Consider the following 22637-nt stretch of genomic DNA (forward strand, 5'->3'; position numbering starts at 1 on the left):
AGGAACGCGCCGTCAATGGCACGCTCAGGCGTGGGGATGTAGCTGTCGAGCGCCTCGGCCAACTTCATGATGGCTTGCTCGCCCAGCTCGCCTTTGTCGCCTTCGAGCGCTTTGAGCGCCGAGCCTTTGATGATGGGGATGTCATCGCCCGGGAAGTCGTATTTGGAGAGCAGCTCGCGCACTTCCATCTCGACGAGCTCCAGCAGCTCGGCGTCGTCGACCATGTCGCACTTGTTGAGGAAGACGATGATGTAGGGCACGCCCACTTGGCGCGCCAGCAGGATGTGTTCGCGCGTCTGCGGCATGGGGCCATCGGCCGCCGAGACCACCAGGATGGCACCGTCCATCTGCGCCGCACCCGTGATCATGTTCTTGACGTAGTCGGCGTGGCCCGGGCAGTCCACGTGCGCGTAGTGACGGTTGGCCGTCTCGTACTCCACGTGCGCGGTGTTGATGGTGATGCCGCGCGCCTTCTCTTCCGGAGCCGCGTCAATCTCGTCGTACTTCTTGGCTTGACCACCAAACTTGGACGCCAGCACCGTCGTGATCGCCGCCGTCAGCGTCGTCTTGCCGTGGTCCACGTGACCAATCGTGCCCACGTTGACGTGCGGCTTGGTCCGCTCGAATTTCTCTTTTGCCATCGTTACCGCTCCGAATGGATGTTTGCCGAACTCACTCACACGCCCCTGCGTGGGGCCAAGACATTTGTGCTGGTGCCCATGGGCAGGATCGAACTGCCGACCTCTCCCTTACCAAGGGAGTGCTCTACCACTGAGCCACATGGGCTTGCGACCGCCTCGCGACGACCACAAAAAAACCTTCGCGAAACCCAGTCACCGGCGCGTCGCTGGAGCGGGAGACGGGAATCGAACCCGCGTCATCAGCTTGGAAGGCTGAGGTTCTACCATTGAACTACTCCCGCGGACCATTTCCAAGCCAACCCGCAAGATTCGGACACGGGCCGCCACCGCCTTCACTCTGGCCAACACAACCGGCATCGCTGGTGGAGGGGGTTGGATTCGAACCAACGTAGGCGTAAGCCAACAGATTTACAGTCTGCCCCCTTTAGCCACTCGGGCACCCCTCCGGCGAGAGCCCCAGATTATGCCACGTTTTGTTGGCCGTTTTCGGCCTGGGCTGAAAATTGTTGAACGACCGACGCCGCCCACAGGGCGATGCGGCCAGCCGTATCGGCCGCGCCGCGGATGCCGTTGATGCTGCGCTGGCTCAAGTGGCGCTCGCAGGCCACCGCCGCGCGCAGCCGGCCGTCGGCGCGCAGCGCGCGCACCGCTTCGTGCGCCTGCACACCGCACGCCACCACCCATTGCAAGCCGGCCAGCTCGCGGGCCAGGCGCTCCAGGTTGTCGGGCTGCAGCACCTCGGCCACGGTCGGCACCGAGCGCCCCGTCAAGTCGGGATATTCGACCCGTGGCCAGGCGTTGGTCACCACGTAGTCCACGCGCTGCGCCGACGCGAACCGATGCGGGTCGAGTCGCTGCAGTGCGACGAGCGCACGCGCCAGGTTGGCGCCCGTGCCTGCCGCGCAGGGGTAGCCGCGCTGGGCTTCGAACCGGCCTGGACAGATGAAGACGAAACCGGTGCGCGCCCCCGGACACGGCTGGTGGTGCGGCGTCGCCCCAGACGCCAGCGGCAGCGGCGCGCTCATGCCGGATCGAACAGTTGGGCCAGCGCCAAGCCGGGGTCGGGCGCACGCATGAACGCCTCGCCCACCAAGAAGGCGTGCACGCCCGCATCGCGCAACCGCCGCACGTCGTCGCGCTGCACGATGCCGCTTTCGGTGACCAGCAGGCGATCGGCGGACACGCGCGGCAGCAGGTTCAGCGTCGTCTCCAGCGAGACCTCGAAGGTGCGCAGGTCGCGGTTGTTGACACCGATGAGCGGGGTGCGCAAGCGCAGCGCGCGGTCGAGCTCGGCGGCGTGGTGCACTTCCACCAGCACCGCCATGCCCAGTTCGTGCGCGATGGCCTCGAAGTCGGCCATCTGCGCATCGTCCAGACACGCCGCGATGAGCAAAATGGCGTCGGCACCCCACGCACGCGCCTGCCAGACCTGGTAGGCGTCGACGATAAAGTCCTTGCGCAGCGCGGGCAGCGCCGCCGCCTCGCGCGCCTGGCGCAGATAGGCCGCGTGGCCCTGAAAATACGGCTGGTCGGTCAGCACCGACAGGCAGGCGGCACCGAAGCGGGCGTAGCTGGCCGCGATCGCGGCGGGGTCGAAGTCGGCGCGCAGCACGCCCTTGGAGGGGCTGGCTTTCTTGACCTCGGCGATGACGGCGGCGCGGCCCGCGGCGACCTTGGCGCGCAGCGCACCGACGAAGTCACGCGGCGGATCGTCGCGCCGCGCGGCTTCGGCGCGCCCGCGCAGCGTGGGCAGCGGTTCGGCGGCACGGGCGGTAGCGACCTCCTCGCGCTTGGTGGCGCAGATGCGCTGCAGGATGTCGCTCATGCGGCAGCCTCCGCGCCCAGGCGGTGCGCCGTGGTGACGAGTTGCTCGAGCTTGGCTTTGGCCGCGCCACTGGTGAGCGCCGCGCGGGCACGCTCGATGCCAGCGGCGATGGAATCCACCACGTCGGCAGCGTAGAGCGCAACCCCGGCATTGAAGACGACGATATCCGCGGCCGGCCCCGACTCGCCGTCGAGTACCGCCAGCAGCCGCGCGCGCGACTCCTCGGGCGTGGCGACCTGGAATGCCCGGTGGCTGGCCATCGCCAGGCCAAAATCCTCGGGGTGGATGTCGTACTCGACGATCTCGCCGTCCTTGAGCTCGCCGACCAAGGTGGCGGCACCGAGGCTGACCTCGTCCATGCCGTCGCGGCCATGCACGACCAGCGCATGCCGCGCCCCCAGGCGCTGCAACACGCGCACCTGGATGCCCACCAGATCCGGGTGGAACACGCCCATCAGGATATGGGGCGCACCCGCCGGATTGGTCAATGGCCCGAGGATGTTGAACAGCGTTTTGACCCCCATCTCGCGCCGCACCGGGGCCACGTTTTTCATGGCCGGGTGGTGGTTGGGCGCGAACATGAAGCCGATGCCCACCTCCTCGATGCAGCGTGCGATCGCCGCAGGCGGCAGCTGGATGTTGACGCCCAGGCTCTCGAGCACGTCGGCGCTGCCGGATTTGCTGCTGACGCTGCGCCCGCCATGCTTGCTGACCCGCGCACCCGCGGCGGCGGCCACGAACATGGCACAGGTCGAGATGTTGAAGGTGTGCGCGCCGTCCCCACCCGTGCCCACGATATCGACCAGGTGCGTCGTGTCCGGCACGTGCACCGGGGTGGCGAATTCGCGCATCACCTGCGCTGCGGCGGTGATCTCGCCGATCGTCTCCTTCTTGACACGCAAGCCGGTGAGGATGGCCGCAATCATGAGCGGCGAGACCTCGCCGGCCATGATCAGCCGCATCAGGTGCAGCATCTCATCGTGAAAAATCTCGCGGTGCTCGATGACGCGCTGCAGCGCTTCCTGGGGCGTGATGTGGTGGCGATGGGACATGAAAGACCTCCGAGGGGACGGGAATCGAGGCGCACGCTAGGTGGACGGCCCAGCGCGGCCGCCGGATTCAGGGGGCCAGCAGAAAATTTCGCAACAGCGCGTGGCCGTGTTCGGACAGCACGCTTTCGGGGTGGAACTGTACCCCGTGCACCGGCAGCTCGCGGTGCTGCACGCCCATGATCTCGCCGTCGTCGCACCAAGCGGTGATCGTCAATACCGCGGGCAGCGTGGCGCGGTCGATGGCCAGCGAGTGGTAACGGTTGACGGTGAACTGGCGCGGCAACCCGGCAAAGAGCCCGCTCTGCGTAGTGGTGATGACACTCGTCTTGCCGTGCATGAGCTCGCGCGCGCGCACGATATTGCCGCCAAACGCCGCACCGATGCTTTGGTGCCCCAGACACACGCCCAGGATGGGTACGCGCCCGGCGAAGTGGCGAATCGCCGCCACCGAGATGCCGGCTTCCGCCGGCGAGCACGGCCCCGGCGAAATCACCAGCCGATCGGGCGCGCGCGCGGCGATGCCCTCCAGCGTGATCTCGTCGTTGCGAAACACCTCCACCTCGGCCCCGAGCTCGCCGAAGTACTGCACCAAGTTGTAGGTGAACGAGTCGTAGTTGTCGATCATCAATAACCGAAGGCTCATACCCGCCCCTCCTCGACGAGTTCGGCCGCGCGCAACAACGCGCGCGCCTTGTGTTCGGTCTCGTGCCACTCGAGCGCGGGCACCGAGTCGGCGACCACGCCAGCCGCGGCCTGCACGTACAGCGTGCCGTCGTGCACGACACCGGTGCGAATCGCGATCGCCAGGTCCATGTCGCCTGCATAGCTCAAGTAGCCCACTGCGCCACCATAGATGCCGCGCTTGGTCGGCTCGAGCCGGTCGATCAGCTCCATGGCGTGTACCTTGGGTGCACCGGTCAGCGTGCCAGCAGGGAAGGTCGCGCGCAGCACGTCCATGTTGTCGAGGCCCGGGCGCAGCACGCCTTCGACGTTGCTGACGATGTGCATCACATGGCTGTAGCGCTCGACGGCGAATGCCTCGGTGACGCGCACGCTGCCGATCTCGGCGATGCGCCCAATGTCGTTGCGCGCCAGGTCGATGAGCATGACATGCTCGGCGCGCTCCTTCGGGTCGGCGAGCAACTCCTGCTCGGCGGCCTTGTCCAGCTCAGGCGTGGCGCCGCGCGCGCGGGTGCCCGCCAGCGGGCGGATGGTGACCTTGACGCCCTGCGGCGTGCGCTCTTGCCGCACCAGGATTTCGGGCGAGGCACCGATGACGTGCAAATCACTGCCGCGCGCGTCCGCCCCCGCCAGGTTGTAGTAGTACATGTAGGGGCTGGGGTTGAGGGAGCGCAGCGCGCGGTACAGGCTCAGCGGCGGATGGGCAAACGGCTTGTGCATGCGCTGGCCGATCACGATCTGCATGAAATCGCCCTGCTGGATCAGCGCCTTGGCCTGCTCCACCGCGGCCATGAAATCGGCCTGGGTGCGCTCGTGCGTCGCGGCCACGGGAGCGGCGGGCTCGAGCGTCGGCACGCCGACCGGCGCGCGCAGGCGCTCGGCCAACACCTGCAGCCGCTGCTGGGCGCGCGCGTAGGCGTCGGGCTCAGCCGGGTCCGCATAGACGATCAGATACAGACGGCCGGATAGGTTGTCGATGACGGCCAGCTCCTCGGTTTGCAGCAGCACGATGTCGGGCAACCCCAGCGGGTCGGGCGGGCAGGTGCCGACCAGCTTGGGCTCGATGTGGCGCACCGTGTCGTAGCCGAAATAGCCCGCCAGGCCGCCGCAAAACCGCGGCAATCCCGACAGGGGCGCGACGCGAAAGCGCCGCTGATACGCCGCGATGACGTCGAGCGGGTTGCCGCCAATCGTCTCGATGACGGCGCCGTCGCGCACCACCTCGGTGCGGGCGGCATCACCAAAACCGCTGCTGCGCAGCCAGGTGCGCGCGGGCAGACCGATGATGCTGTAGCGGCCGAAGCGCTCGCCACCGACGACCGATTCGAGCAAAAAGCTGTTGCGCCCGCCGTCGCTGGCGTGGGCGAGCTTGAGGTAGAGCGACAGGGGCGTGTCGAGGTCGGCCAGCGCCTCGGCGACGAGCGGGATGCGGTGGTGGCCTTGATCGGCCAAGCGGCGGAATTCCTGTTCGGTGATCACGGCAATCGGGCTCCGGGCGGGGGGCGGCCGGCGATCCACTGCGGGCGGTCGGCGCGGCCGGTGAAGATCCTACGGGGCCGGTCGGGACAACCGGCGAGGCGGCTCGAACATCCCACTGCCAGGGGGCAGGAGCACGGCCGCACGAGAGGGGCTCAAGGGAATCAGACGCGCGTCGTTGGCTGACGCCAAGGCCAAGCCTCCCGGCGGCCGGCCTTGAGGGCGGCCGCCCGGCGAGCGTCGAACAGGCTGCGTGCAGCGAACATGCGCACAGTGTAGCAAAGGCGTGCCAGGCCTGGCCATGCGCCGACAGCCGGGACGGCCCTATGATGGTGGGTTGCCCGGCTTTGGCCTTGATCACTCCAACGCATGACCCCGCCGCCCGTCTCGCCCCCGCCAGCCCCGCCCGAGCGCTACATCCGCGTGCGCGGCGCACGCACGCACAACCTGCGCAACCTGGACCTGGACATCCCGAAGGATGCGCTGGTCGTGATCACCGGCCTGTCGGGCTCGGGCAAGTCGAGCCTGGCCTTCGACACGCTGTACGCCGAGGGGCAACGCCGCTACGTCGAGAGCCTGTCGGCCTACGCGCGGCAGTTTCTGGAGCGCATGGACAAGCCCGACGTGGACCTGATCGAGGGACTGAGCCCCGCCATCGCCATCGAACAGAAGGCCACCAGCCACAACCCACGCTCGACGGTCGGCACGGTCACCGAGATCCACGACTACCTGCGCCTGCTGTTCGCACGCGCTGGGGTGCCCTATTGCCCGCACCACGATCTGCCCCTGCAGGCCCAGACCGTGAGCCAGATGGTCGATGCGTTGCTGGCACTGCCGACCGAGACGCGGCTGATGCTGCTGGCCCCGGTGGTGGCACCCGATGCAGACGGGGCGGCGGCCGCGTTGCGCGGCCTGCAGGCGCAGGGGTTCGTGCGTTTTCGCATCGATGGCGACGTGGTCGAGGGCGACGAGGCGCACCAACGCCTGCGCCCCGGCGCGGCGCTGGAAGTGGTGGTCGACCGCTTGAAGGTGCGGCCCGACGCACGCCAACGCCTCGCCGACAGCCTCGAGGCCGCGCTGCGCGTGGGTGGCGGCAAGGCGCGCGCACTCGAACTGGAGACGCAAACGCTACACGCGTGGTCGGCGCGCCCCGCGTGCCCGGTGTGCGACCACACGCAAGCGCCGCCCGAGCCGCGGCTGTTTTCCTTCAACGCCCCACAGGGCGCCTGCCCGCGCTGCGACGGGCTGGGACACGTCGAGCTGTTCGACGCCACGCGCGTGGTGGCCTTCCCCGAGCTCAGCCTGGCCAGCGGCGCCATCAAAGGCTGGGACCGGCGCAACGCACACGCTTTCGCCCTCATCGAAAGCCTGGCGGCCCACTACGGCTTCGACCCCGAAACGCCATGGAACGCGCTGCCCGAGTCGGTGCGGCACGTGCTGCTGCACGGCAGCGGCAACGAGACGATCGCCTTTCACTACACCGCCGACGGCGGGCGGCGCGTAACCCAGCGCCACCCCTTCGAGGGCATCCTGCCCAACTTCGAGCGCCGCTGGCGCGACACCGACTCGGTCGCCGTGCGCGAGGAACTGGGCCGATACCGCAGCACCCATGCCTGCCCCGCATGCGGCGGGACCCGGTTGCGCCCCGAGGCGCTGCAGGTCTATCTGGGCGAGGGCGAGCAGCGCCGCCACATCCACGCCATCACCCAGATGACGCTGGCCGAGGCGCTGGCGTACTTCGACGGTCTGCGGCTGCACGGGGCGCGCGCCGAGATCGCCGGCAAAGTGGTGCGCGAAATCCAGGCGCGGCTGCGCTTCCTCAACGACGTGGGGCTGCCGTACCTGACCCTGGCGCGCAGCGCAGACACGCTCTCCGGCGGCGAGGCGCAGCGCATCCGACTGGCCAGCCAGATCGGCTCGGGCCTCAGCGGCGTGATGTATGTGCTCGATGAGCCCAGCATCGGCCTGCACCAGCGCGACAACGACCGCCTGATCGCCACGCTGCTGCGCCTGCGCGATCTGGGCAATACGGTCATCGTGGTCGAACATGACGAAGACATCATGCGCGCCGCCGACCACCTGATCGACCTGGGCCCCGGCGCGGGCGTGCACGGCGGCCAGGTGCTCGCGCAAGGCCACTGGACGGTGGTAGCGGCCGAGCCGTCATCGGTCACGGGCCAGTACCTGTCCGGGCGGCGTCGTATTCCGGTGCCCGAGCGACGCTTGGCCTGGGTGCCCAACCCCTCGGCACCGGCCGCCGCGCCGTCCCCTGCGCGGCGCGGCGGCTGGCCCACGCAGGCCACTCGTGCCAGCGCTGATCGGCCAGCGCTCGACACCCCGCCGCCCACGGGCGCGGCGCTGCGGCTGGTGGGAGCGCGCGGGCACAACCTGCGCAACGTCACGGTGGCGTTTCCGGTCGGGCGCTTCATCTGCGTCACGGGGGTGAGCGGCTCGGGCAAATCCACGCTGGTCAACGACACGCTGCTGCGCGCCGTGGCACGCCACCTCTACCGCAGCCACGATGAGCCCGAGCCCTTCGAAGCGATCGAAGGGCTGGAGCACTTCGACAAGGTGATCGCGGTGGACCAAAGCCCGATCGGGCGCACCCCGCGCTCCAACCCGGCTACCTACACGGGGCTGTTCACCACCATCCGTGAGCTGCTCGCCGAGACCCCAGCCGCCCGCGAGCGCGGCTGGGGGCCGGGGCGCTTTAGCTTCAATGTGGCGGGCGGCCGCTGCGAAGCCTGCCAGGGCGACGGCGTGGTGAAGGTGGAAATGCACTTCCTGCCCGACGTGTACGTGCCCTGCGACGTCTGTGGCGGCCGCCGCTACAACCGCGAGACGCTCGAAGTGCGCTACAAGGGGCGCCACATCGCCGAGATCCTCGACCTCACGGTCGAGCAGGCGCACGCCTTCGTCGCGGCCGTGCCGACCCTGCAGCGCAAGCTACAGACCCTGCTCGACGTCGGGCTGGGTTACCTGCGCCTGGGCCAGAGCGCCACCACGCTGTCGGGTGGGGAAGCGCAGCGCGTCAAGCTGGCGCAAGAGCTGTCCAAGCGCGACACCGGCCGCACGCTCTATATCCTGGACGAGCCCACGACCGGTCTGCACTTCGCCGACATCGAGCTGCTGCTGCAGGTGCTGCATCGGCTGCGCGACGCGGGCAACACCATTGTCGTCATCGAGCACAACCTCGACGTCATCAAGACGGCCGACTGGATCATCGACATGGGGCCCGAAGGTGGCGCGGGCGGTGGGACGGTCGTGACCTGCGGCACGCCGGAAGCCGTGGCGGCACACCCCGACAGCCACACGGGCCGCTACTTGGCTCGGGTGCTGGCCCGAGGGTGACCCCCCTCACAGCCCCGCCAGATCCTCGATCGCATCGACCACGATCGCCGTGCCGATCGCGATCAGCAGGATGTCGGCCGCGACCCGGACGAAACGGTATCCCGGGGGAGGATCGCCAAGGCGGCGCTGCAGCTCCTTTGGCAAGGGGTAGGTCACGACGCCGGGCGGCAGCGGCTTGCCGAGCGTCCACGCCTTGGCCAACCCCGGCGGGCGGCAGCCGTTGTTTTTCTTCGCCAGCCCCGGCGGGCAGTGCCCTTGGGCGATCTGGGACCCGAACACCAGGCGCACCGCCTCGCGTTGGCGGTCACCAAAGTAGCCGCCGATCGCGATCGACAGCGCGTCGTTGCCGCTGGTGGCAGCCACCGCGCCGCGTGGTGCGTCGTGCGTGGACGCTGCCGGGTGGGTGGCATGCGCCGGTTTGCCGTGGCCGGCCCACTCGGGCTTGGCCGCCCAGGCCCCAGGGGCGGCCGCGCAGACCCATGAGACCGCCAGCGCCAGCCCCACGCGTCGTAGATGCCCATGATCCGCCAGGATGTCCATCGCCATTGGCCCTTTGCTGGCATCATAGACCGCTCGGGCCAGGCCGACGGCAACCGTTTGGCAACGCCTGCAAACAACCGTAACAGCCCATCTCACATCCCACCCCCATGAGCGGTTTCGACTTCGACCTCTTCGTCATCGGTGGCGGCAGCGGCGGCGTGCGCGCCGCGCGCCTGGCCGCCCAGCGCGGCGCCCGCGTCGCCCTGGCCGAAGCGCGCGGCCTGGAAGGCCTCGGCGGCACGTGCGTGACGCTGGGGTGCATCCCCAAGAAACTCTACCACTACGCGGCTCACTACGCGCATGGATTCGACGAGGCACGCGGCTATGGCTGGCACGTTGACCCGCCGCGCCTGGACTGGGCGACGCTCAAACGCCGCCGCGCCGCCGAGATCGCGCGCCTCAATGGCGTGTACGAACGGCTGCTGCAAGGCAGCGGCGTGACCGTGCTGCACGGCTGGGCCCGATTGGCCGATCCGCATACCGTGGAGCTGCACACCCCGCGCCCCGATGGCAGCACCGGCACGCAGCGCTGGCGTGCCGAGCGCATCCTGATCGCCACCGGCGGCACACCGCACGTGCCGCACTTTCAGGGCCGCGAGCACGTCATCACCTCGGACCAGGTGTTCGACCTGGAGCCCTTCCCGCAGCGCTTGCTGGTCGTGGGTGGGGGCTACATCGCGTGCGAATTCGCCTCCATCTTTTTGGGGCTGGGCGCGCGCGTCACGCAGTTGTACCGCGGCGAGCAAATCCTGCGCGGCTTCGACGACGAGGTGCGGCACTTCTTGGCCGATGAGATGCGCAAAAAGGGGCTGGACCTGCGCCTCGCCACCAGTGTGGTCGCCGTGCGGCGCGCCGCCGACGGCCTGCACGCCGTGCTCGACGACGGCCGCCACGTGGTGGCCGACGCCATCCTCTACGCCACCGGGCGCGTGCCCAACGTGCACGGCCTGGGCCTGGAGGCGCTGGGTGTGGCGCAGGGCGCGCAAGGCGCCATCGTGGTCGACGACCACTTCTGCACCAACGTCCCCAGCGTATACGCAGTGGGCGACGTGGTGGCGCGTGCGGCACTGACCCCGGTCGCGCTGGCCGAAGCCATGGCCGTGGTGGACCACCTGTTCGGGCCCGCCCCCGGCCAGTCGGCGCGTAAGGCGCGCTACGACCTCATCCCCACCGCCGTCTTCACCTTGCCCAGCGTCGGCACGGTGGGCCTGACCGAGGCGCAAGCCCGCGCCGAAGGCCGGCGCTTGCGCATCTACCGCAGCGCCTTTAAGCCGCTGCGCCACACGCTCAGCGGCCACGACGAGCGCGCGCTGGTCAAACTGGTGGTCGATGACGCGAGCGACCGGGTGCTCGGCCTGCACATGGTCGGCCCAGACGCGGGCGAGATCGTGCAAGGCTTTGCCGTCGCCCTGCGCTGCGGCGCAACCAAGGCGCAGTTCGACGCCACACTGGGCATCCACCCCACCCTGGCCGAAGAATTCGTCACGATGCGCGAGCCGGTGACTACCGGCTAACCAGGCCCGTGCAGCCCTCTATCGCCTTCACCATGAACCATCGTTCAGAACCCCATCCCACCGACGGTGTGCCGCCCTTGCGCACGCCCCCCTTCGTCGCACCGCAGTCCTTCACCGATGCCGATGCTGCCGTGGCCCATGTGCGGCAGCTCTACGACGCCGCCGTCGGCTTCTTGCAGGCCGAGCTGCACGCGTATGTGCGCACGCCGCTCGATCCTGACATGGGGCTGGCGCGCGTGCGCGCGACCTACCCCTTCGTGCGCCTGCGCACGCAGCGTGCCACCCGCCTGCCGCAGGCCCGGGTGGCGGGACGACTGAGCTATGGCTTCGTCGCTGGCCCGGGGCGCTACGAAACCACCCTCACCCGGCCCGATCTGTTCGCCGACTATTGGCGCGAGCAGTTTCGCCTGCTGTTGGACAACCACGGCGAACCGCTCGACATCGGCCTCAGCAACGAGCCCATCCCGGTGCACTTCGCGCTGGGCGAGGACGCGCATTTCGAAGGAGAGCTCGACACCCTGCACCGCGCCCGCTTGGCCGACGTGTTCGACCTGCCCGACCTGTCCGCGATGGACGACGGTATTGCCAACGGCACCCACACGCCCCCGCCGAGCGCGCCGCAGCCGCTGGCGCTGTTCACCGGTGCGCGCATCGACTACTCGCTGCAGCGGCTGCGCCACTACAGCGGCACCTCGCCCGCGTGGTTTCAAAACTTCGTGCTCTTTACCAACTATGGCTTCTACGTCGACGAGTTCGTCCGGCTGGCCCAGCAGGAGATGACCCGCCCCGACAGCGAGTACGTCGCCTTCGTCGAGCCGGGCAACGTGGTCTCCTGGCGCGCCGGGCTGACGGCGGCCGAGCGCTGCGCGCTGACCGGCCCCACCGGCAGCCCCCCACCGCGCCTGCCGCAAATGCCGGCCTACCACCTGGTGCGCGCGGATCGCAGCGGCATCACGCTGGTCAACATCGGGGTGGGGCCCAGCAATGCCAAGACGGCCACCGACCACATTGCCGTGCTGCGCCCCCATGCGTGGCTGATGCTGGGCCACTGTGCCGGGCTGCGCACCAGCCAGCAACTCGGCGACTACGTGCTGGCGCACGCCTATGTGCGAGAGGACCACGTGCTCGACGAAGAGCTGCCGCTGTGGGTACCCATCCCCGCGTTGGCCGAAATCCAGCAAGCGCTGGAAGCGGCCGTGGCCGACGTGACCGGACTGGAGGGCGCCGCGCTCAAGGGCGTGCTGCGCACCGGGACGGTGGCCAGCACCGACAACCGCAACTGGGAGCTGCTGCCCGACAACCTGCCCCAGCGGCGCTTTTCGCAATCGCGCGCGGTGGCGCTGGACATGGAGTCCGCCACCATCGCCGCCAACGGTTTTCGCTTCCGCGTGCCCTACGGCACACTGCTGTGCGTGAGCGACAAACCGCTGCACGGCGCCATCAAACTGCCCGGCATGGCCGACCGGTTCTACCGCGAGCGCGTCGACCAGCACCTGCGCATCGGGCTGCGCGCCATCGAGCGGCTGCGCGCGGCGGGCGTGGACCAACTGCACAGCCGCAAGCTGCGCAGTTTTGCCGAAGTCGCGTTTCAGTGACCCGCGGCGCTGGGCGCCGTCAGGCCCAGCGGCCCATCGGCTCGCCCATGCGCACCGGGCGGCCCGGTACCCAGTCAGGGTTCAGGGCCGCCACGCCTGGCGGTAGCAGCACGATCACCGTCGAGCCCAACAAAAAGCGGCCCATCTCCACCCCCCGCGCCAGGGTAATGTCGCGGTCGCCGTAGTCCCAGCGGCGCACGATGCCGGGCCGCGGCGGGTTGACCACCCCGTGCCAAATGGTGGCCATGCTGCCCACGATGGTGGCCCCCACCAGCACCAGCACGAACGGAAAGCGCTGGCCATCGCGCTCGCCTTCGAACACACAGATCACGCGCTCGTTGCGCGCGAACAGCCCCGGCACCCCGCGCGCCGTCGTCGGATTCACCGAAAACAAATCCCCCGGCACATGCACCATCTGGCGCAGCCGCCCCGTACACGGCATGTGGATGCGGTGGTAGTCGCGCGGGCTCAGGTACAGCGTGGCAAACGTCCCGTCGGTGAACGCGGCGGCCAGCGCGGCGTCGCCGCCCAGCAGCGCGCCGACGGTGTAGTCGTGGCCTTTGGCCTGCAGCATGCGGTCCCGCTGGATGGCGCCGCACTGACTGATCGCGCCATCCACCGGACACACCAGATCGGCCGCGGCCAACGGGCGCGCATCGGCGCGCAGCGCACGGGTAAAAAAGTCGTTGAACGTGGCGTAGGCGGCCGGATCGGGCTGGGCCGCTTCGGCCATGTCCACCGCATAGCGCCGGATGAAGCGCCGGATGGCCACTTGCGTCACCGGCCCGAGCGGCCGGCGCGCCAACGCGCCCGCCAGCGCCGTCAGCACCTGCTTGGGCAAAAGGTATTGCAGCGCCACCGCTGCGCGTTCCGAAACCTGCATGGGGCGCCGATCGTAGCACCAAGCCCGTGGCGCGGGCGACCCGCGAACAGCCAGAGCACCATGCACAATGCGGCTCATGACATCCCCGTTGTTCGAAATCGACGGCTTGGTCAAGCACTATGCCGGGCGGCCCGTGGTGCAGGACCTGTCGTTTGCCATCGCGCCGGGCGAGTGCCTGGGACTGCTCGGCCCCAACGGGGCGGGCAAGACGACCACACTGCGCATGGCGCTGGGGCTGGTGGTGCCCGATGCCGGGTGCGTGCGCATCCTGGGGCTGGACATGCCCGCGCACGCGCAGGCCGTCAAGGCCCGGCTGGGCGTGGTGGCGCAGTTCGACACGCTGGACCCGGACTTCACGTGCGCCGAGAACCTGCTCGTCTACGGGCGCTATTTTGGGCTGACGGCGCGCGAACTGCGCCCACGGATCGCCGAGTTGCTGGACTTTGCCGCGCTGGCGCACAAGGCCGACGCGCGCCCGGGTGAACTGTCGGGGGGCATGCGCCGACGCCTGAGCCTGGCGCGCGCGTTGGTGAACGACCCGGCGCTGCTGCTGCTCGACGAGCCGACCACGGGGCTGGACCCCCAGGCGCGCCACCTGATGTGGGAGCGGCTGCAGCGCCTGCTGCAGCAGGGTAAGAGCATTTTGCTGACCACGCACTTCATGGACGAGGCCGAGCGGCTATGCCACCGGCTGGTCATCGTCGACCACGGCCGCAAGATTGCCGAAGGCCGCCCCCGCGAGCTCATTGCCCAACACCTGGAGCCGGAGGTGGTGGAAATCTACGGCGAGCAGGGCCACGCCGACGCACGACAAGGACTCCCCCCCGAGGCGCGGGCGCTGGCTGCCCGCGTCGAGGTCAGCGGCGAGACGGCGTTTCTGTACACGCACGACGCGCGCCCGCTGCTGGCAGCGCTGGGCGCGCAGCCGCGTTTACGTCTGCTGCACCGCCCGGCCAATCTGGAAGACTTGTTTCTGAAACTGACCGGGCGCCAGATTCGGGCGGAGGGGTAGGATCGACGCCATGGCAACGCCCACGACCCTCCCTGAGCCACCCCGCGTCGCGCCAGCCCGCACGGTCTGGCATCCCCCTCGTCCCACACGCCGCTTCGCGGCCGTCTGGCTACGCAATTTGCTGGTGTGGCGAAAACTCGCCATCCCCAGCCTGGTGGGCAACATCGCCGAGCCGCTCATCTGGCTGGTTGCATTCGGCTACGGCATGGGGGCGCTGGTGGGCAGCGTCAATCTGCGGCTGCCCGGTGGAGAGGTCCAGGCGGTGCCCTATCTGGTCTTTCTGGCCAGTGGCAGCATTTGCATGAGCGCGATGAACGCCGCCACGTTCGAGGCGTTGTATTCCGCGTTTTCGCGCATGCACGTCCAAAAAACCTGGGACGGCATCCTCTACGCGCCGGTCACGCTGGACGACATCGTGCTGGCCGAGATGCTGTGGGCCGCGTTCAAAGCGCTCTTTACCGTCAGCGCCATTTTGGCGGTGATGCTGGCGCTGGGCATCAGCCACACGCCCAAGCTCGCGCTGGCGTGGGCCGTGCTGGGGCTCACGGGCACGGTGTTTGCCAGCCTGGCGCTGATCTTCAATGCGCTGGCCAAGGGCTACGATTTTTTCACCTACTACTTCACGCTGTTTCTCACGCCGATGATGTTTTTGTCGGGCGTGTTCTTTCCGCGCGAGCAACTGCCGGGCTGGGTGCAGACGATCAGCGACGCCTTACCCCTGACCCATGCGGTGGCGTTGGTGCGGCCGATGTTCCTGGACCGTTGGCCCGAGCAACCGTTGCTGCACCTGGCGGTGCTGCTGGCCTATGGAGGAGTGGCGTTTTGGATGGCGCTGGCGCTGACGCGGCGGCGGTTTTTCGGCTAGGGCTGGGTTCAGACCAAGCTGGGCTCGCGTACCGATAGCCCCAGCGCATCCAGCGCCTGCGTCAAATGCCCCACAGTGCGCTCGATGTGCCGCAGCTTCTCCAGCCCGAACAGGCCGATGCGGAAGGTACGAAAGTCCGCCGGCTCGTCGCACATCAGGGGCACGCCAGCGGCGGTTTGTAAGCCCACGGCCGCAAATTTTTTGCCATTAGCGATATCGGGATCGTCGGTGTAGCTGACCACCACGCCCGGTGCCTCGAATCCGGCCGCAGCCACGCTGCGCAAACCGCGCGCGGCCAACTCGGCACGCACGCGGCGGCCCAGCTCGGCCTGCGCCGCTTTCATGGCGGCAAAGCCCGCTTCGCGCGTCTCTTGCATCACGTCGCGCAGCCGCACCAGCGCATCGGTGGGCATGGTCGTGTGGTAGACGTGCCCACCCTGTTCGTAGGTTTCCATCACCTGCAACCACTTCTTCAGGTCGCAGGCGAAGCTGGTGCTGGTCGTACCGTCGATCGCGTGGCGCGCACGCGCCGACAGCATCACCATGGCGCACGCGGGCGAGCCGCTCCAGCCTTTCTGCGGTGCCGAAATCAGCACGTCCACGCCGCTGTCGCGCATATCCACCCACATCGCCCCGGAGGCGATGCAGTCCAGCACAAACAGGCCGCCCACCGCGTGCACCGCCTCGGCGACGGCATGCAAATAGTCGTCCGGCAACATCATGCCGGCGGCCGTTTCCACGTGCGGGGCGAACACCACCGCGGGGCGCTGCGCGTGGATGGTCGCCACCACCTCATCCAGCGGCGCGGGTGCCCAGGGTGCCTGCGGTTCGTCGCTCACGCGCCGGGCTTTGAGCACGTGCGCCTCGGCCGGGATGCGCCCCATGTCGAAGATTTGCGTCCAGCGGTAGCTGAACCAGCCGTTGCGCAGCACCAGTACGCGGCGGTCGGTGGCCCATTGGCGCGCGACCGCCTCCATGCCAAACGTGCCGCTTCCCGGCACGAGCGCCACCGAATGCGCGCCGTAGACCTCCTTGAGGATGCCCGAAATATCGGTCATGACACGCTGGAAGCGCCGGGACATGTGGTTGAGCGCGCGGTCGGTGTATACCACCGAAAATTCGAGCAACCCATCGGGGTCGACGTGGGGCAGCAAACCTGGCATGGACGACTCTCCTGTGGTGACCCACGGCGCGGGTGACGCGCCGCGGCAGACCGCGCCAGCTTAGCACGGTCGGCGCCAGGCGTCGACGGCGGCACGCACCACGCCTTGGATGCTGCCGCTGCGGGCGTACTGCGCGCGCAAAAAACTGGCGTGATTGCCAGCCATGCCCGCGACGCGCTCGATCTCGTCGAGTGCCTCGTCACTCTGCAGCACCTGGGCGTGCGGGCGCAGGCGACGTACGGTGGCCAAGATATCCTCGCGTAACGACAGGGCCTCGCGCGTGCGCGGGTGCACCAGCGTGCCCTCGAGCCCGAAGCGGCAGGCCTGAAAACGGTTGTACGTGTAAACGAGGTAGTCGTCCTCCACGGGCGCGGGGTCGCCGCCCTCGAGCAAGTGCCGACACAACGCTTGCAGGTAGCCAGCCAGCGCCGCCGCGCGCTCCACGGTCAGTGGTGTGTCGCACACGCGCAGTTCGATCGTGCCGTACTCGGGCTTGGGGCGAATGTCCCAGTAGAAATCTTTCATCGACCGCACCACGCCCGTGGCTTCCATCTTGCGGAAATAGCCTTGCTCGAATGCCTCCCAACTCAGCACGAAGGGTGCACGGCCACTGAGGGGAAACGCAAACACCGAGTTCAACCGCGCCGAGTCGAACAGCGTATCGACCCCCTGAAAAAACGGCGACGACGCCGACAGCGCGATGAAGTGCGGCACGTAACGGTTGAGCGCATGCAGCAGAAACAACGCCTCGTCCGCCGAGCGACAACCGATGTGCACGTGCTGCCCGAACACGGTGAACTGCTTGGCCAAATAGCCGTACAGGCCCGACAGCTGCTGAAAGCGCGGCTTGTCGAAGATGCGCTGCTCGAACCAGCGCTGAAACGGGTGGGTGCCGCCACCCGCGAGCTCGACATTGAGCCGGTCGGCCGCTGCCACCAGCGTGTCGCGGATCGCGCGCAGCTGCGCCAGCAGCTTGCCGTGGCGGGTATGCACGCCAGTGGCGATCTCGATCATGCTTTGCGTCATCTCGGGCGTGACGGTGCCCGGAAACGGCGCACGCTGCAGCAGCGCCAGCAAGTCGTCGGCGCTGCTGGAGAGGTCCTGGTCGTAGGTGTTGACGATTTGCAGTTCGAGCTCGACGCCCATGGAGAGCGCAGCGGAGGTCTTGAACGGCTCCAGCGGCATGGCGGGCTCCTCAACGCGGGGGCGGACTCGGGGGGACGGACGCCGTGGCCGGCCCCCTCGATGGCGAGCCAGCCTCGCGCGCGGCAACCAGCGCCCATTGCGTGACCCACGGACCGCACAACTCCAACCACAACAGTGCGGCGGACAGAAACCACAGGGCCTCGGCCGCTGGCGGCAGGCCCAGCACGATACTGCGCTCGAGCAGCAACAGCGTCATGGCCGACATCGGCACCAGCGCCACACCGGTCAGCGCCCCTTTGCGCGGCGTGGTGCCGCTGGGTACGGCCAACATCGCGTGGATGGCCACGGGGATCAGAATCCGGGCGGCCAAGACGACGGCGGCCACGCCCCAAACGGCGCCCTGTGTCAGCGCATCCCACGACAAACGCGAGCCGACATAGACGAACAGAAACACACCCAGCAGCAGGCCCAGCGAGCCGAAGTCGCGCTGTGCGTTGGCCACGAACACGCGCCGCTCGCGCAAAGCGACGCCAAAACTGAGCGCCGCCAGCAGCGGCGACAGGTGCAGCGCGTCGGACACCACCGTCAGCCACACCAGTGCCAACGCGTAGCCCACCGTGGGTGCTGCGGGTGACGTGAACGGCCCGCGCAGCAGGGCCGCTACCACGATGGCCAGCGCCACACCCAGCGCGATCGAGATGCCCACCGCATACACACTGCCGAGGGCGGCCTGCGCCCAATCCCCCGCCTCGCTCAGGTACCAGTGGCCGGTCACCCCTTTGACGAGCAATACCGCCACCACACACTGGATAGCGGCCAGGTGCAACACGCGCTCGGTCACCTGCCCGGCGGCACGCAAGTCATTGGCCACACGCAGCAAGCTGGCCGGCGACGCCGCCACCGCAACGGCGGCGAGCAGCGGACGCCACTGCCCCCCCAACCCGGCGGCGGCCAAGGCCCACAGCACGGCGACGAAAATCACCACCGACTGCAACAGCCCGATCAGCAGCACCCACGGGTTGCGCCGAAACCAACCCAGGTGGATGCGGCAGCCCAGCTCGAACAACACCAGCGACAGCGCAAGCTGCGCGAGCAACGCCGGCCCGCCGCTGTCGGCATCCAAGCCCACGGCAAGCCCGATGGCGCTGCCCGCAAGGCCAACGGCCACGTAAACGCTCACCCGCGGCACGCCGTGCGGCTGCCAGCGCTCCCCCAGCCACCATGCCAACCACAGCAGCGCAGGCCAGCCCAGCAGTGCGGCCCGTATCGAATCGAAACCTGCCATGGTCATGCGACCGCAAAACGCGCACGCAGTTCCGCCAGCCCCAGTTCATCGAGCATGCGCGCCAGCCGCTCGGCGGCGCTGCGCTTGCGGCGTCCCGTGCGCTGCGCCAGGATCAGCTCGTTTTTCAACGAGTGCTCCCAGCCCACGAGCTCGGTCACGGTCACGTCGTAGCCCATCGCCTCCAGCCGCAGGCAGCGCATCACATTGGTGACCTGGCTGCCAAACTCGCGCGTGTGCAGCGGGTGCCGCCACAGCTCGGCCAGCGGCGTGCGCGCCAGCTGCAGCGCCTTGTGGCGGCGCAGCGCGGCCGCCACTTCGGCCTGACAGCAGGGCACGACCACGATCGCCTGCGCCTGCCGCTGCAGCGCGAAGTCGATCGCGTCGTCGGTGGCGGTGTCGCAGGCGTGCAGCGCGGTGACCACGTCCACCGTCGCGGGCAGCGCCGCCATCGCGTCGCGCACCGTCGCCGCCACGAAGCGCATGCGCGCAAAACCCAAGCGCTGTGCCAGGTCAGCCGAGCGCGCGACCAACTCCGCGCGCGCCTCGACCCCCCACACGGTGCCGACCGCGCGCTGGGCAAAAAACCGGTCGTAGAGCAAAAACCCCAAATAAGACTTGCCCGCGCCGTGGTCCACCAGCGTCACGTCGCCGCGCGCCTGCAGCGCTTGCTGTAGCAACGGCTCAATGAACTGCAGCAGGTGGTTGACCTGCTTGAGCTTGCGGCGCGAGTCCTGATTGAGTCGGGCGTCGCGCGTCAGGATATGCAGCTCCTGCAGCAAGGCGACCGACTGGCCGGCGTACAGCTCGGCCAGCACGTCGGGGGCGAGGCTGGCCGCGGGTGGGCGATGGCGGGCGCGGGACATGCGGCGATCATACGCGCGGGCGTCGCGTCGCCGCGCCAATGGTGCTAGCATGGGGAACCGGTGCTCGCCGCGTGTGGCGGCGTCGAGCCGGTCGAGCAGAGGAGACTGCCATGGGTACCATCGTCGGCTACACCACCCCGAAGCTGCCAGAAAACAAACTGCGACGCTACCCCACCAAGGTCATCAACATCATCGGTGGGCCAGGCTGCGACAAATCGCTGTACTCCTCGGCCATCGTGCTCAAATTGCACCTGATGCACAAGACCGTGGAGCTGGTGCCGGAAGTGGCCAAGGCGCTGGTCTGGCAGGGCGACACCGACGCGCTGCGCAACCAGTACGACATCGCGCTGCTGCAGTACAACATGCTGGCCGCCCTCGACGGCCAGGTGCAATACTTGGTCACGGAGGGCGGACTGCCGCAGCTGCTGTACTACAACGCGCACTACCCGGACAATATCTGCGACGTCGAAAAGACGCGCAAACAGATCCTGGCGTGGTACCACCAGTTCGACCACATCAACGTGTTCGCCGAGCGCGACCCGGACAAGCCCTACATTCGGGCTGGCCGACTGCAGGACGAAACCCGGGCGCGCCAGATCGATGCCGAAATGCGCAACCTGCTCAGCGCCGAGGGCATCCGCTACACCCTGCTGCCGCCCGACCACCGCAAGATCATCGAGTGGACGGGCACGCTGGGCCAGCCCAGCGCCGGCTGACGGCGGCGGTGCCTGCCGTCACGCCAGCAGCGCGTTGACGCGGCGCACGTAGGCCGCCGGGTCCTCGGGCAGGCCGCCCTCGGCCAGCAGCGCTTGGTCGAACAAGATGTGCGCGTAGTCGTCGAAGCGCTCCCCTGCGTCGGCGAGCTTTTTCACCAGCGCGTGCTCGGGGTTGACTTCCAAGATGGGTTTGACCTCCGGCGCCTTCTGACCCGCGGCCTTGAGCAGACGCGCCAGTTGCAGCGAATACTCGCCATCGTCCACCACCAAACAGGCGGGCGACTCGACCAGGCGGCTGGTCACGCGCACGTCCTTGGCCCGGTCTTTGAGCGCATCGCGCAGGCGCTCGAGCACGGGCTTGAATGCCTCGGCGGCTTGTTCGGCCGCTTGTTTCTCGGCCTCGTCTTGCAGCTCGCCCAAATCCACCGCGCCCTTGGCCACGGAACGCAGCGGGGTGCCATCGAACTCGTGCAAAAACGACAGCGCCCACTCGTCCACGCGGTCGGTCATCAGCAGCACCTCGATACCCTTCTTGCGAAACACCTCGAGCTGCGGGCTGTGTTTGGCCGCGGCCAGCGTGTCGGCGGTCAGGTAGTAAATCGCCTTTTGCCCCTCCTTCATGCGCGCCTTGTAGTCGGCCAGGCTGACGGTGGGCGCGTCGCTCTGGGTGGAGGCAAAGCGCAGCAGGCGGGCGATGCGCTCGCGGTGGGCGAAGTCCTCGCCCAGCCCTTCCTTGAGCACGGCGCCGAACTGGGCCCAGAAGCGCGTATAGCGGCCGGCGTCGCGCTGGGCCTGGGCCTGTTCGTCGTCGGACAGCGCATCCCACGCCTCGCCCTCGGGCAGGCGGTCCTTGGCGGCCAAATCCTCCAGCATGGCGAGCACGCGGCGCGTGTTGCCGTCGCGGATGGCTTTGACGTCGCGGCTTTCCTGCAACAGCTCGCGGCTGACGTTGAGCGGCAGGTCGGCCGAATCGACCACGCCCTTGACCCAGCGCAGGTAGGTGGGCATGAGCGCTTCGGCGTCGTCCATGATGAAGACGCGCTTGACGTAGAGCTTGACACCCGCGCGCTTGTCGCGGTTCCACAGGTCGAACGGCGCCTTGGCCGGAATATAGAGCAGCTGGGTGTACTCGGTGCTGCCCTCTACCCGGTGGTGGCTCCAGGCCAGCGGTGGCTCGTCGTCGTGGGCGATGGTTTTGTAGAACTCGATGTACTGCTCGTCGCTGATGTCCTTCTTGGGCCGCGTCCACAGGGCGCTAGCGGCGTTGACCTGCTCCCACTCGTCCAGCAGCACGTACTCGCCCTTGTCCTTGTCCCATTGCTCCTTGGGCATCAGGATCGGCAGCGAGATATGGTCGGAGTATTTGCCGATGATGGACTTGAGCTTCCAGCGGTTGAGGTATTCGCTCTTGTCGTCGCGCAGGTGCAAGATGACGCTGGTGCCGCGCGCGGCGCGGGTGATGGCCTCGGTCTCGAAAGCGCCCGTACCGTCGCTGCTCCAGCGCACGCCCTGCTCGGGCGCCAGGCCCGCGCGGCGGCTTTCCACCGTGATGCGGTCGGCGACGATGAAGCCCGAGTAAAAACCGACGCCAAACTGGCCAATCAGCTGTGCGTCTTGCTGCTGGTCACCCGAGAGCCGCTGCAAAAACTCGCGCGTGCCACTTTTGGCGATGGTGCCCAGGTGTTCGATGGCTTCCGCCTCGCTCAGACCGATGCCGTTGTCGGTGATGGTGATGGTCTTGGCCGCCTTGTCGAACGTGACGCGGATATCCAGGTTGGGCGCATCCTCGTACAGCGCGGGGTTGGCCAGTGCCTCGAAGCGCAGCTTGTCGCACGCGTCGGATGCGTTGGAGATCAGCTCGCGCAAAAAGATGTCGGGGTTGGAGTACAGCGAGTGCGTGACCAGGTGCAGCAGCCGGGCCACTTCGGCCTGAAACGCGTGGGTGTGTTTGCTCATGAATCAGACGTCCGTTACAACCGAAAACGGGTAAAGCCCTGCGGGAACATACGGCTCGTCATCCGCCCGCCCC

The 22637-nt window shown here is 68.4% G+C and carries 19 protein-coding genes and 3 tRNA genes; 6 read left to right on the forward strand and 16 right to left on the reverse strand.

Annotated features, from left to right (window positions below):
• The 9 genes from Q0716_RS01785 to Q0716_RS01825 form a co-directional block, all read right to left on the reverse strand.
• On the reverse strand, positions 1 to 641 hold a 641-nt coding region (locus Q0716_RS01785), incomplete at its 3' end, for a GTP-binding protein (protein WP_299019013.1).
• Positions 642 to 711: 70 nt separating this feature from the next.
• Positions 712 to 786 (reverse strand) — tRNA-Thr (locus tag Q0716_RS01790).
• A gap of 62 nt (positions 787 to 848) precedes the next feature.
• Positions 849 to 922 (reverse strand) — tRNA-Gly (locus Q0716_RS01795).
• 79 nt (positions 923 to 1001) lie between these two features.
• Positions 1002 to 1087: transfer RNA gene (locus tag Q0716_RS01800), tRNA-Tyr, on the reverse strand.
• 15 nt (positions 1088 to 1102) lie between these two features.
• The gene (locus Q0716_RS01805; RefSeq protein ID WP_299019015.1) at positions 1103 to 1666 is read right to left on the reverse strand and encodes a hypothetical protein; all 564 of its coding nucleotides are present in this window, start codon (positions 1664 to 1666) and stop codon (positions 1103 to 1105) included.
• Complete coding sequence (trpC, locus tag Q0716_RS01810; protein ID WP_299019017.1) at positions 1663 to 2466, reverse strand: indole-3-glycerol phosphate synthase TrpC; 804 nt, start codon at positions 2464 to 2466, stop codon at positions 1663 to 1665. The genes Q0716_RS01805 and trpC overlap by 4 nt, the downstream gene beginning before the upstream one ends.
• Complete coding sequence (trpD, locus tag Q0716_RS01815) at positions 2463 to 3518, reverse strand: anthranilate phosphoribosyltransferase (protein ID WP_299019019.1); 1056 nt, start codon at positions 3516 to 3518, stop codon at positions 2463 to 2465. The genes trpC and trpD overlap by 4 nt, the downstream gene beginning before the upstream one ends.
• 67 nt (positions 3519 to 3585) lie before the next feature.
• The gene (locus tag Q0716_RS01820; RefSeq protein ID WP_299019021.1) at positions 3586 to 4161 is read right to left on the reverse strand and encodes an aminodeoxychorismate/anthranilate synthase component II; all 576 of its coding nucleotides are present in this window, start codon (positions 4159 to 4161) and stop codon (positions 3586 to 3588) included.
• Positions 4158 to 5678 (reverse strand): chorismate-binding protein, encoded by a 1521-nt coding sequence (locus Q0716_RS01825; RefSeq protein ID WP_299019023.1) that lies wholly within the window; start codon positions 5676 to 5678, stop codon positions 4158 to 4160. Before Q0716_RS01825 ends, Q0716_RS01820 begins: the two co-directional genes overlap by 4 nt.
• 366 nt (positions 5679 to 6044) lie before the next feature.
• Between Q0716_RS01825 and uvrA the strand changes: the two genes are divergently transcribed.
• Entirely contained in the window at positions 6045 to 9026 is a 2982-nt protein-coding gene (uvrA, locus tag Q0716_RS01830) for an excinuclease ABC subunit UvrA (RefSeq protein WP_299019025.1), read from the forward strand.
• Positions 9027 to 9032: 6 nt separating this feature from the next.
• Here uvrA and Q0716_RS01835 read toward each other — a convergent pair whose 3' ends face one another.
• Positions 9033 to 9572, reverse strand: coding sequence for an RcnB family protein (locus tag Q0716_RS01835; protein ID WP_299019027.1), 540 nt, complete (start codon positions 9570 to 9572; stop codon positions 9033 to 9035).
• A 101-nt stretch (positions 9573 to 9673) separates the two neighbouring features.
• Between Q0716_RS01835 and gorA the strand changes: the two genes are divergently transcribed.
• Both gorA and Q0716_RS01845 read left to right on the forward strand, forming a co-directional pair.
• Positions 9674 to 11080: a glutathione-disulfide reductase gene (gene gorA, locus Q0716_RS01840; protein ID WP_299019029.1), complete on the forward strand. Its 1407-nt coding sequence runs from the start codon at positions 9674 to 9676 to the stop codon at positions 11078 to 11080.
• Positions 11081 to 11112: 32 nt separating this feature from the next.
• On the forward strand, positions 11113 to 12675 hold the full coding sequence (locus Q0716_RS01845) for an AMP nucleosidase (protein WP_299019031.1): 1563 nt from the start codon (positions 11113 to 11115) through the stop codon (positions 12673 to 12675).
• A gap of 19 nt (positions 12676 to 12694) precedes the next feature.
• Here the strand turns inward: Q0716_RS01845 and asd are convergent, their stop codons facing one another.
• The gene (asd, locus tag Q0716_RS01850; protein WP_299019033.1) at positions 12695 to 13558 is read right to left on the reverse strand and encodes an archaetidylserine decarboxylase; all 864 of its coding nucleotides are present in this window, start codon (positions 13556 to 13558) and stop codon (positions 12695 to 12697) included.
• A 76-nt stretch (positions 13559 to 13634) separates the two neighbouring features.
• Here asd and Q0716_RS01855 point away from each other — a divergent pair, with 76 nt between their 5' ends.
• Positions 13635 to 14570, forward strand: coding sequence for an ATP-binding cassette domain-containing protein (locus Q0716_RS01855; protein WP_299019035.1), 936 nt, complete (start codon positions 13635 to 13637; stop codon positions 14568 to 14570).
• 10 nt (positions 14571 to 14580) lie between these two features.
• Complete coding sequence (locus Q0716_RS01860) at positions 14581 to 15435, forward strand: ABC transporter permease (RefSeq protein ID WP_299019037.1); 855 nt, start codon at positions 14581 to 14583, stop codon at positions 15433 to 15435.
• A gap of 8 nt (positions 15436 to 15443) precedes the next feature.
• On the opposite strand, the gene Q0716_RS01865 is transcribed toward Q0716_RS01860, so the two are convergent.
• From Q0716_RS01865 to Q0716_RS01880, 4 genes are read right to left on the reverse strand one after another with little or no spacing between them, the layout of a single operon-like run.
• A complete protein-coding gene (locus Q0716_RS01865) occupies positions 15444 to 16598 on the reverse strand; it encodes an aminotransferase class V-fold PLP-dependent enzyme (protein WP_299019039.1) in 1155 nt (384 codons plus the stop codon).
• Between the two features lie 60 nt (positions 16599 to 16658).
• Positions 16659 to 17783 (reverse strand): YbdK family carboxylate-amine ligase, encoded by a 1125-nt coding sequence (locus Q0716_RS01870; protein WP_299019041.1) that lies wholly within the window; start codon positions 17781 to 17783, stop codon positions 16659 to 16661.
• Between the two features lie 10 nt (positions 17784 to 17793).
• Positions 17794 to 19029 carry a cation:proton antiporter gene (locus Q0716_RS01875; protein WP_299019043.1) on the reverse strand — a complete coding sequence of 412 codons (1236 nt, stop codon included), beginning with the start codon at positions 19027 to 19029 and terminating at the stop codon, positions 17794 to 17796.
• A 2-nt stretch (positions 19030 to 19031) separates the two neighbouring features.
• Positions 19032 to 19892: an SAM-dependent methyltransferase gene (locus Q0716_RS01880; RefSeq protein ID WP_299019045.1), complete on the reverse strand. Its 861-nt coding sequence runs from the start codon at positions 19890 to 19892 to the stop codon at positions 19032 to 19034.
• A gap of 110 nt (positions 19893 to 20002) precedes the next feature.
• Here Q0716_RS01880 and Q0716_RS01885 point away from each other — a divergent pair, with 110 nt between their 5' ends.
• A complete protein-coding gene (locus Q0716_RS01885; RefSeq protein WP_299019048.1) occupies positions 20003 to 20608 on the forward strand; it encodes an AAA family ATPase in 606 nt (201 codons plus the stop codon).
• An 18-nt stretch (positions 20609 to 20626) separates the two neighbouring features.
• On the opposite strand, the gene htpG is transcribed toward Q0716_RS01885, so the two are convergent.
• On the reverse strand, positions 20627 to 22564 hold the full coding sequence (gene htpG, locus Q0716_RS01890) for a molecular chaperone HtpG (RefSeq protein ID WP_299019050.1): 1938 nt from the start codon (positions 22562 to 22564) through the stop codon (positions 20627 to 20629).
• Positions 22565 to 22637 lie beyond the last annotated feature (73 nt).

This window comes from uncultured Tepidimonas sp. (genome assembly GCF_938045175.1).
Taxonomy (GTDB): Bacteria; Pseudomonadota; Gammaproteobacteria; order Burkholderiales; family Burkholderiaceae_C; genus Tepidimonas.

Coding starts and splice junctions, on each gene's coding strand:
- Q0716_RS01875 (WP_299019043.1), bottom strand. CDS start 19,029: ATGGCAGGTTTCGATTCGATACGGGCCGCACTGCTGGGCTGGCCTGCG.
- uvrA (WP_299019025.1), top strand. CDS start 6,045: ATGACCCCGCCGCCCGTCTCGCCCCCGCCAGCCCCGCCCGAGCGCTAC.
- Q0716_RS01805 (WP_299019015.1), bottom strand. CDS start 1,666: ATGAGCGCGCCGCTGCCGCTGGCGTCTGGGGCGACGCCGCACCACCAG.
- asd (WP_299019033.1), bottom strand. CDS start 13,558: ATGCAGGTTTCGGAACGCGCAGCGGTGGCGCTGCAATACCTTTTGCCC.
- Q0716_RS01835 (WP_299019027.1), bottom strand. CDS start 9,572: ATGGCGATGGACATCCTGGCGGATCATGGGCATCTACGACGCGTGGGG.
- trpC (WP_299019017.1), bottom strand. CDS start 2,466: ATGAGCGACATCCTGCAGCGCATCTGCGCCACCAAGCGCGAGGAGGTC.
- Q0716_RS01880 (WP_299019045.1), bottom strand. CDS start 19,892: ATGTCCCGCGCCCGCCATCGCCCACCCGCGGCCAGCCTCGCCCCCGAC.
- Q0716_RS01860 (WP_299019037.1), top strand. CDS start 14,581: ATGGCAACGCCCACGACCCTCCCTGAGCCACCCCGCGTCGCGCCAGCC.
- gorA (WP_299019029.1), top strand. CDS start 9,674: ATGAGCGGTTTCGACTTCGACCTCTTCGTCATCGGTGGCGGCAGCGGC.
- htpG (WP_299019050.1), bottom strand. CDS start 22,564: ATGAGCAAACACACCCACGCGTTTCAGGCCGAAGTGGCCCGGCTGCTG.
- Q0716_RS01855 (WP_299019035.1), top strand. CDS start 13,635: ATGACATCCCCGTTGTTCGAAATCGACGGCTTGGTCAAGCACTATGCC.
- trpD (WP_299019019.1), bottom strand. CDS start 3,518: ATGTCCCATCGCCACCACATCACGCCCCAGGAAGCGCTGCAGCGCGTC.
- Q0716_RS01820 (WP_299019021.1), bottom strand. CDS start 4,161: ATGAGCCTTCGGTTATTGATGATCGACAACTACGACTCGTTCACCTAC.
- Q0716_RS01865 (WP_299019039.1), bottom strand. CDS start 16,598: ATGCCAGGTTTGCTGCCCCACGTCGACCCCGATGGGTTGCTCGAATTT.
- Q0716_RS01845 (WP_299019031.1), top strand. CDS start 11,113: ATGAACCATCGTTCAGAACCCCATCCCACCGACGGTGTGCCGCCCTTG.
- Q0716_RS01885 (WP_299019048.1), top strand. CDS start 20,003: ATGGGTACCATCGTCGGCTACACCACCCCGAAGCTGCCAGAAAACAAA.
- Q0716_RS01870 (WP_299019041.1), bottom strand. CDS start 17,783: ATGCCGCTGGAGCCGTTCAAGACCTCCGCTGCGCTCTCCATGGGCGTC.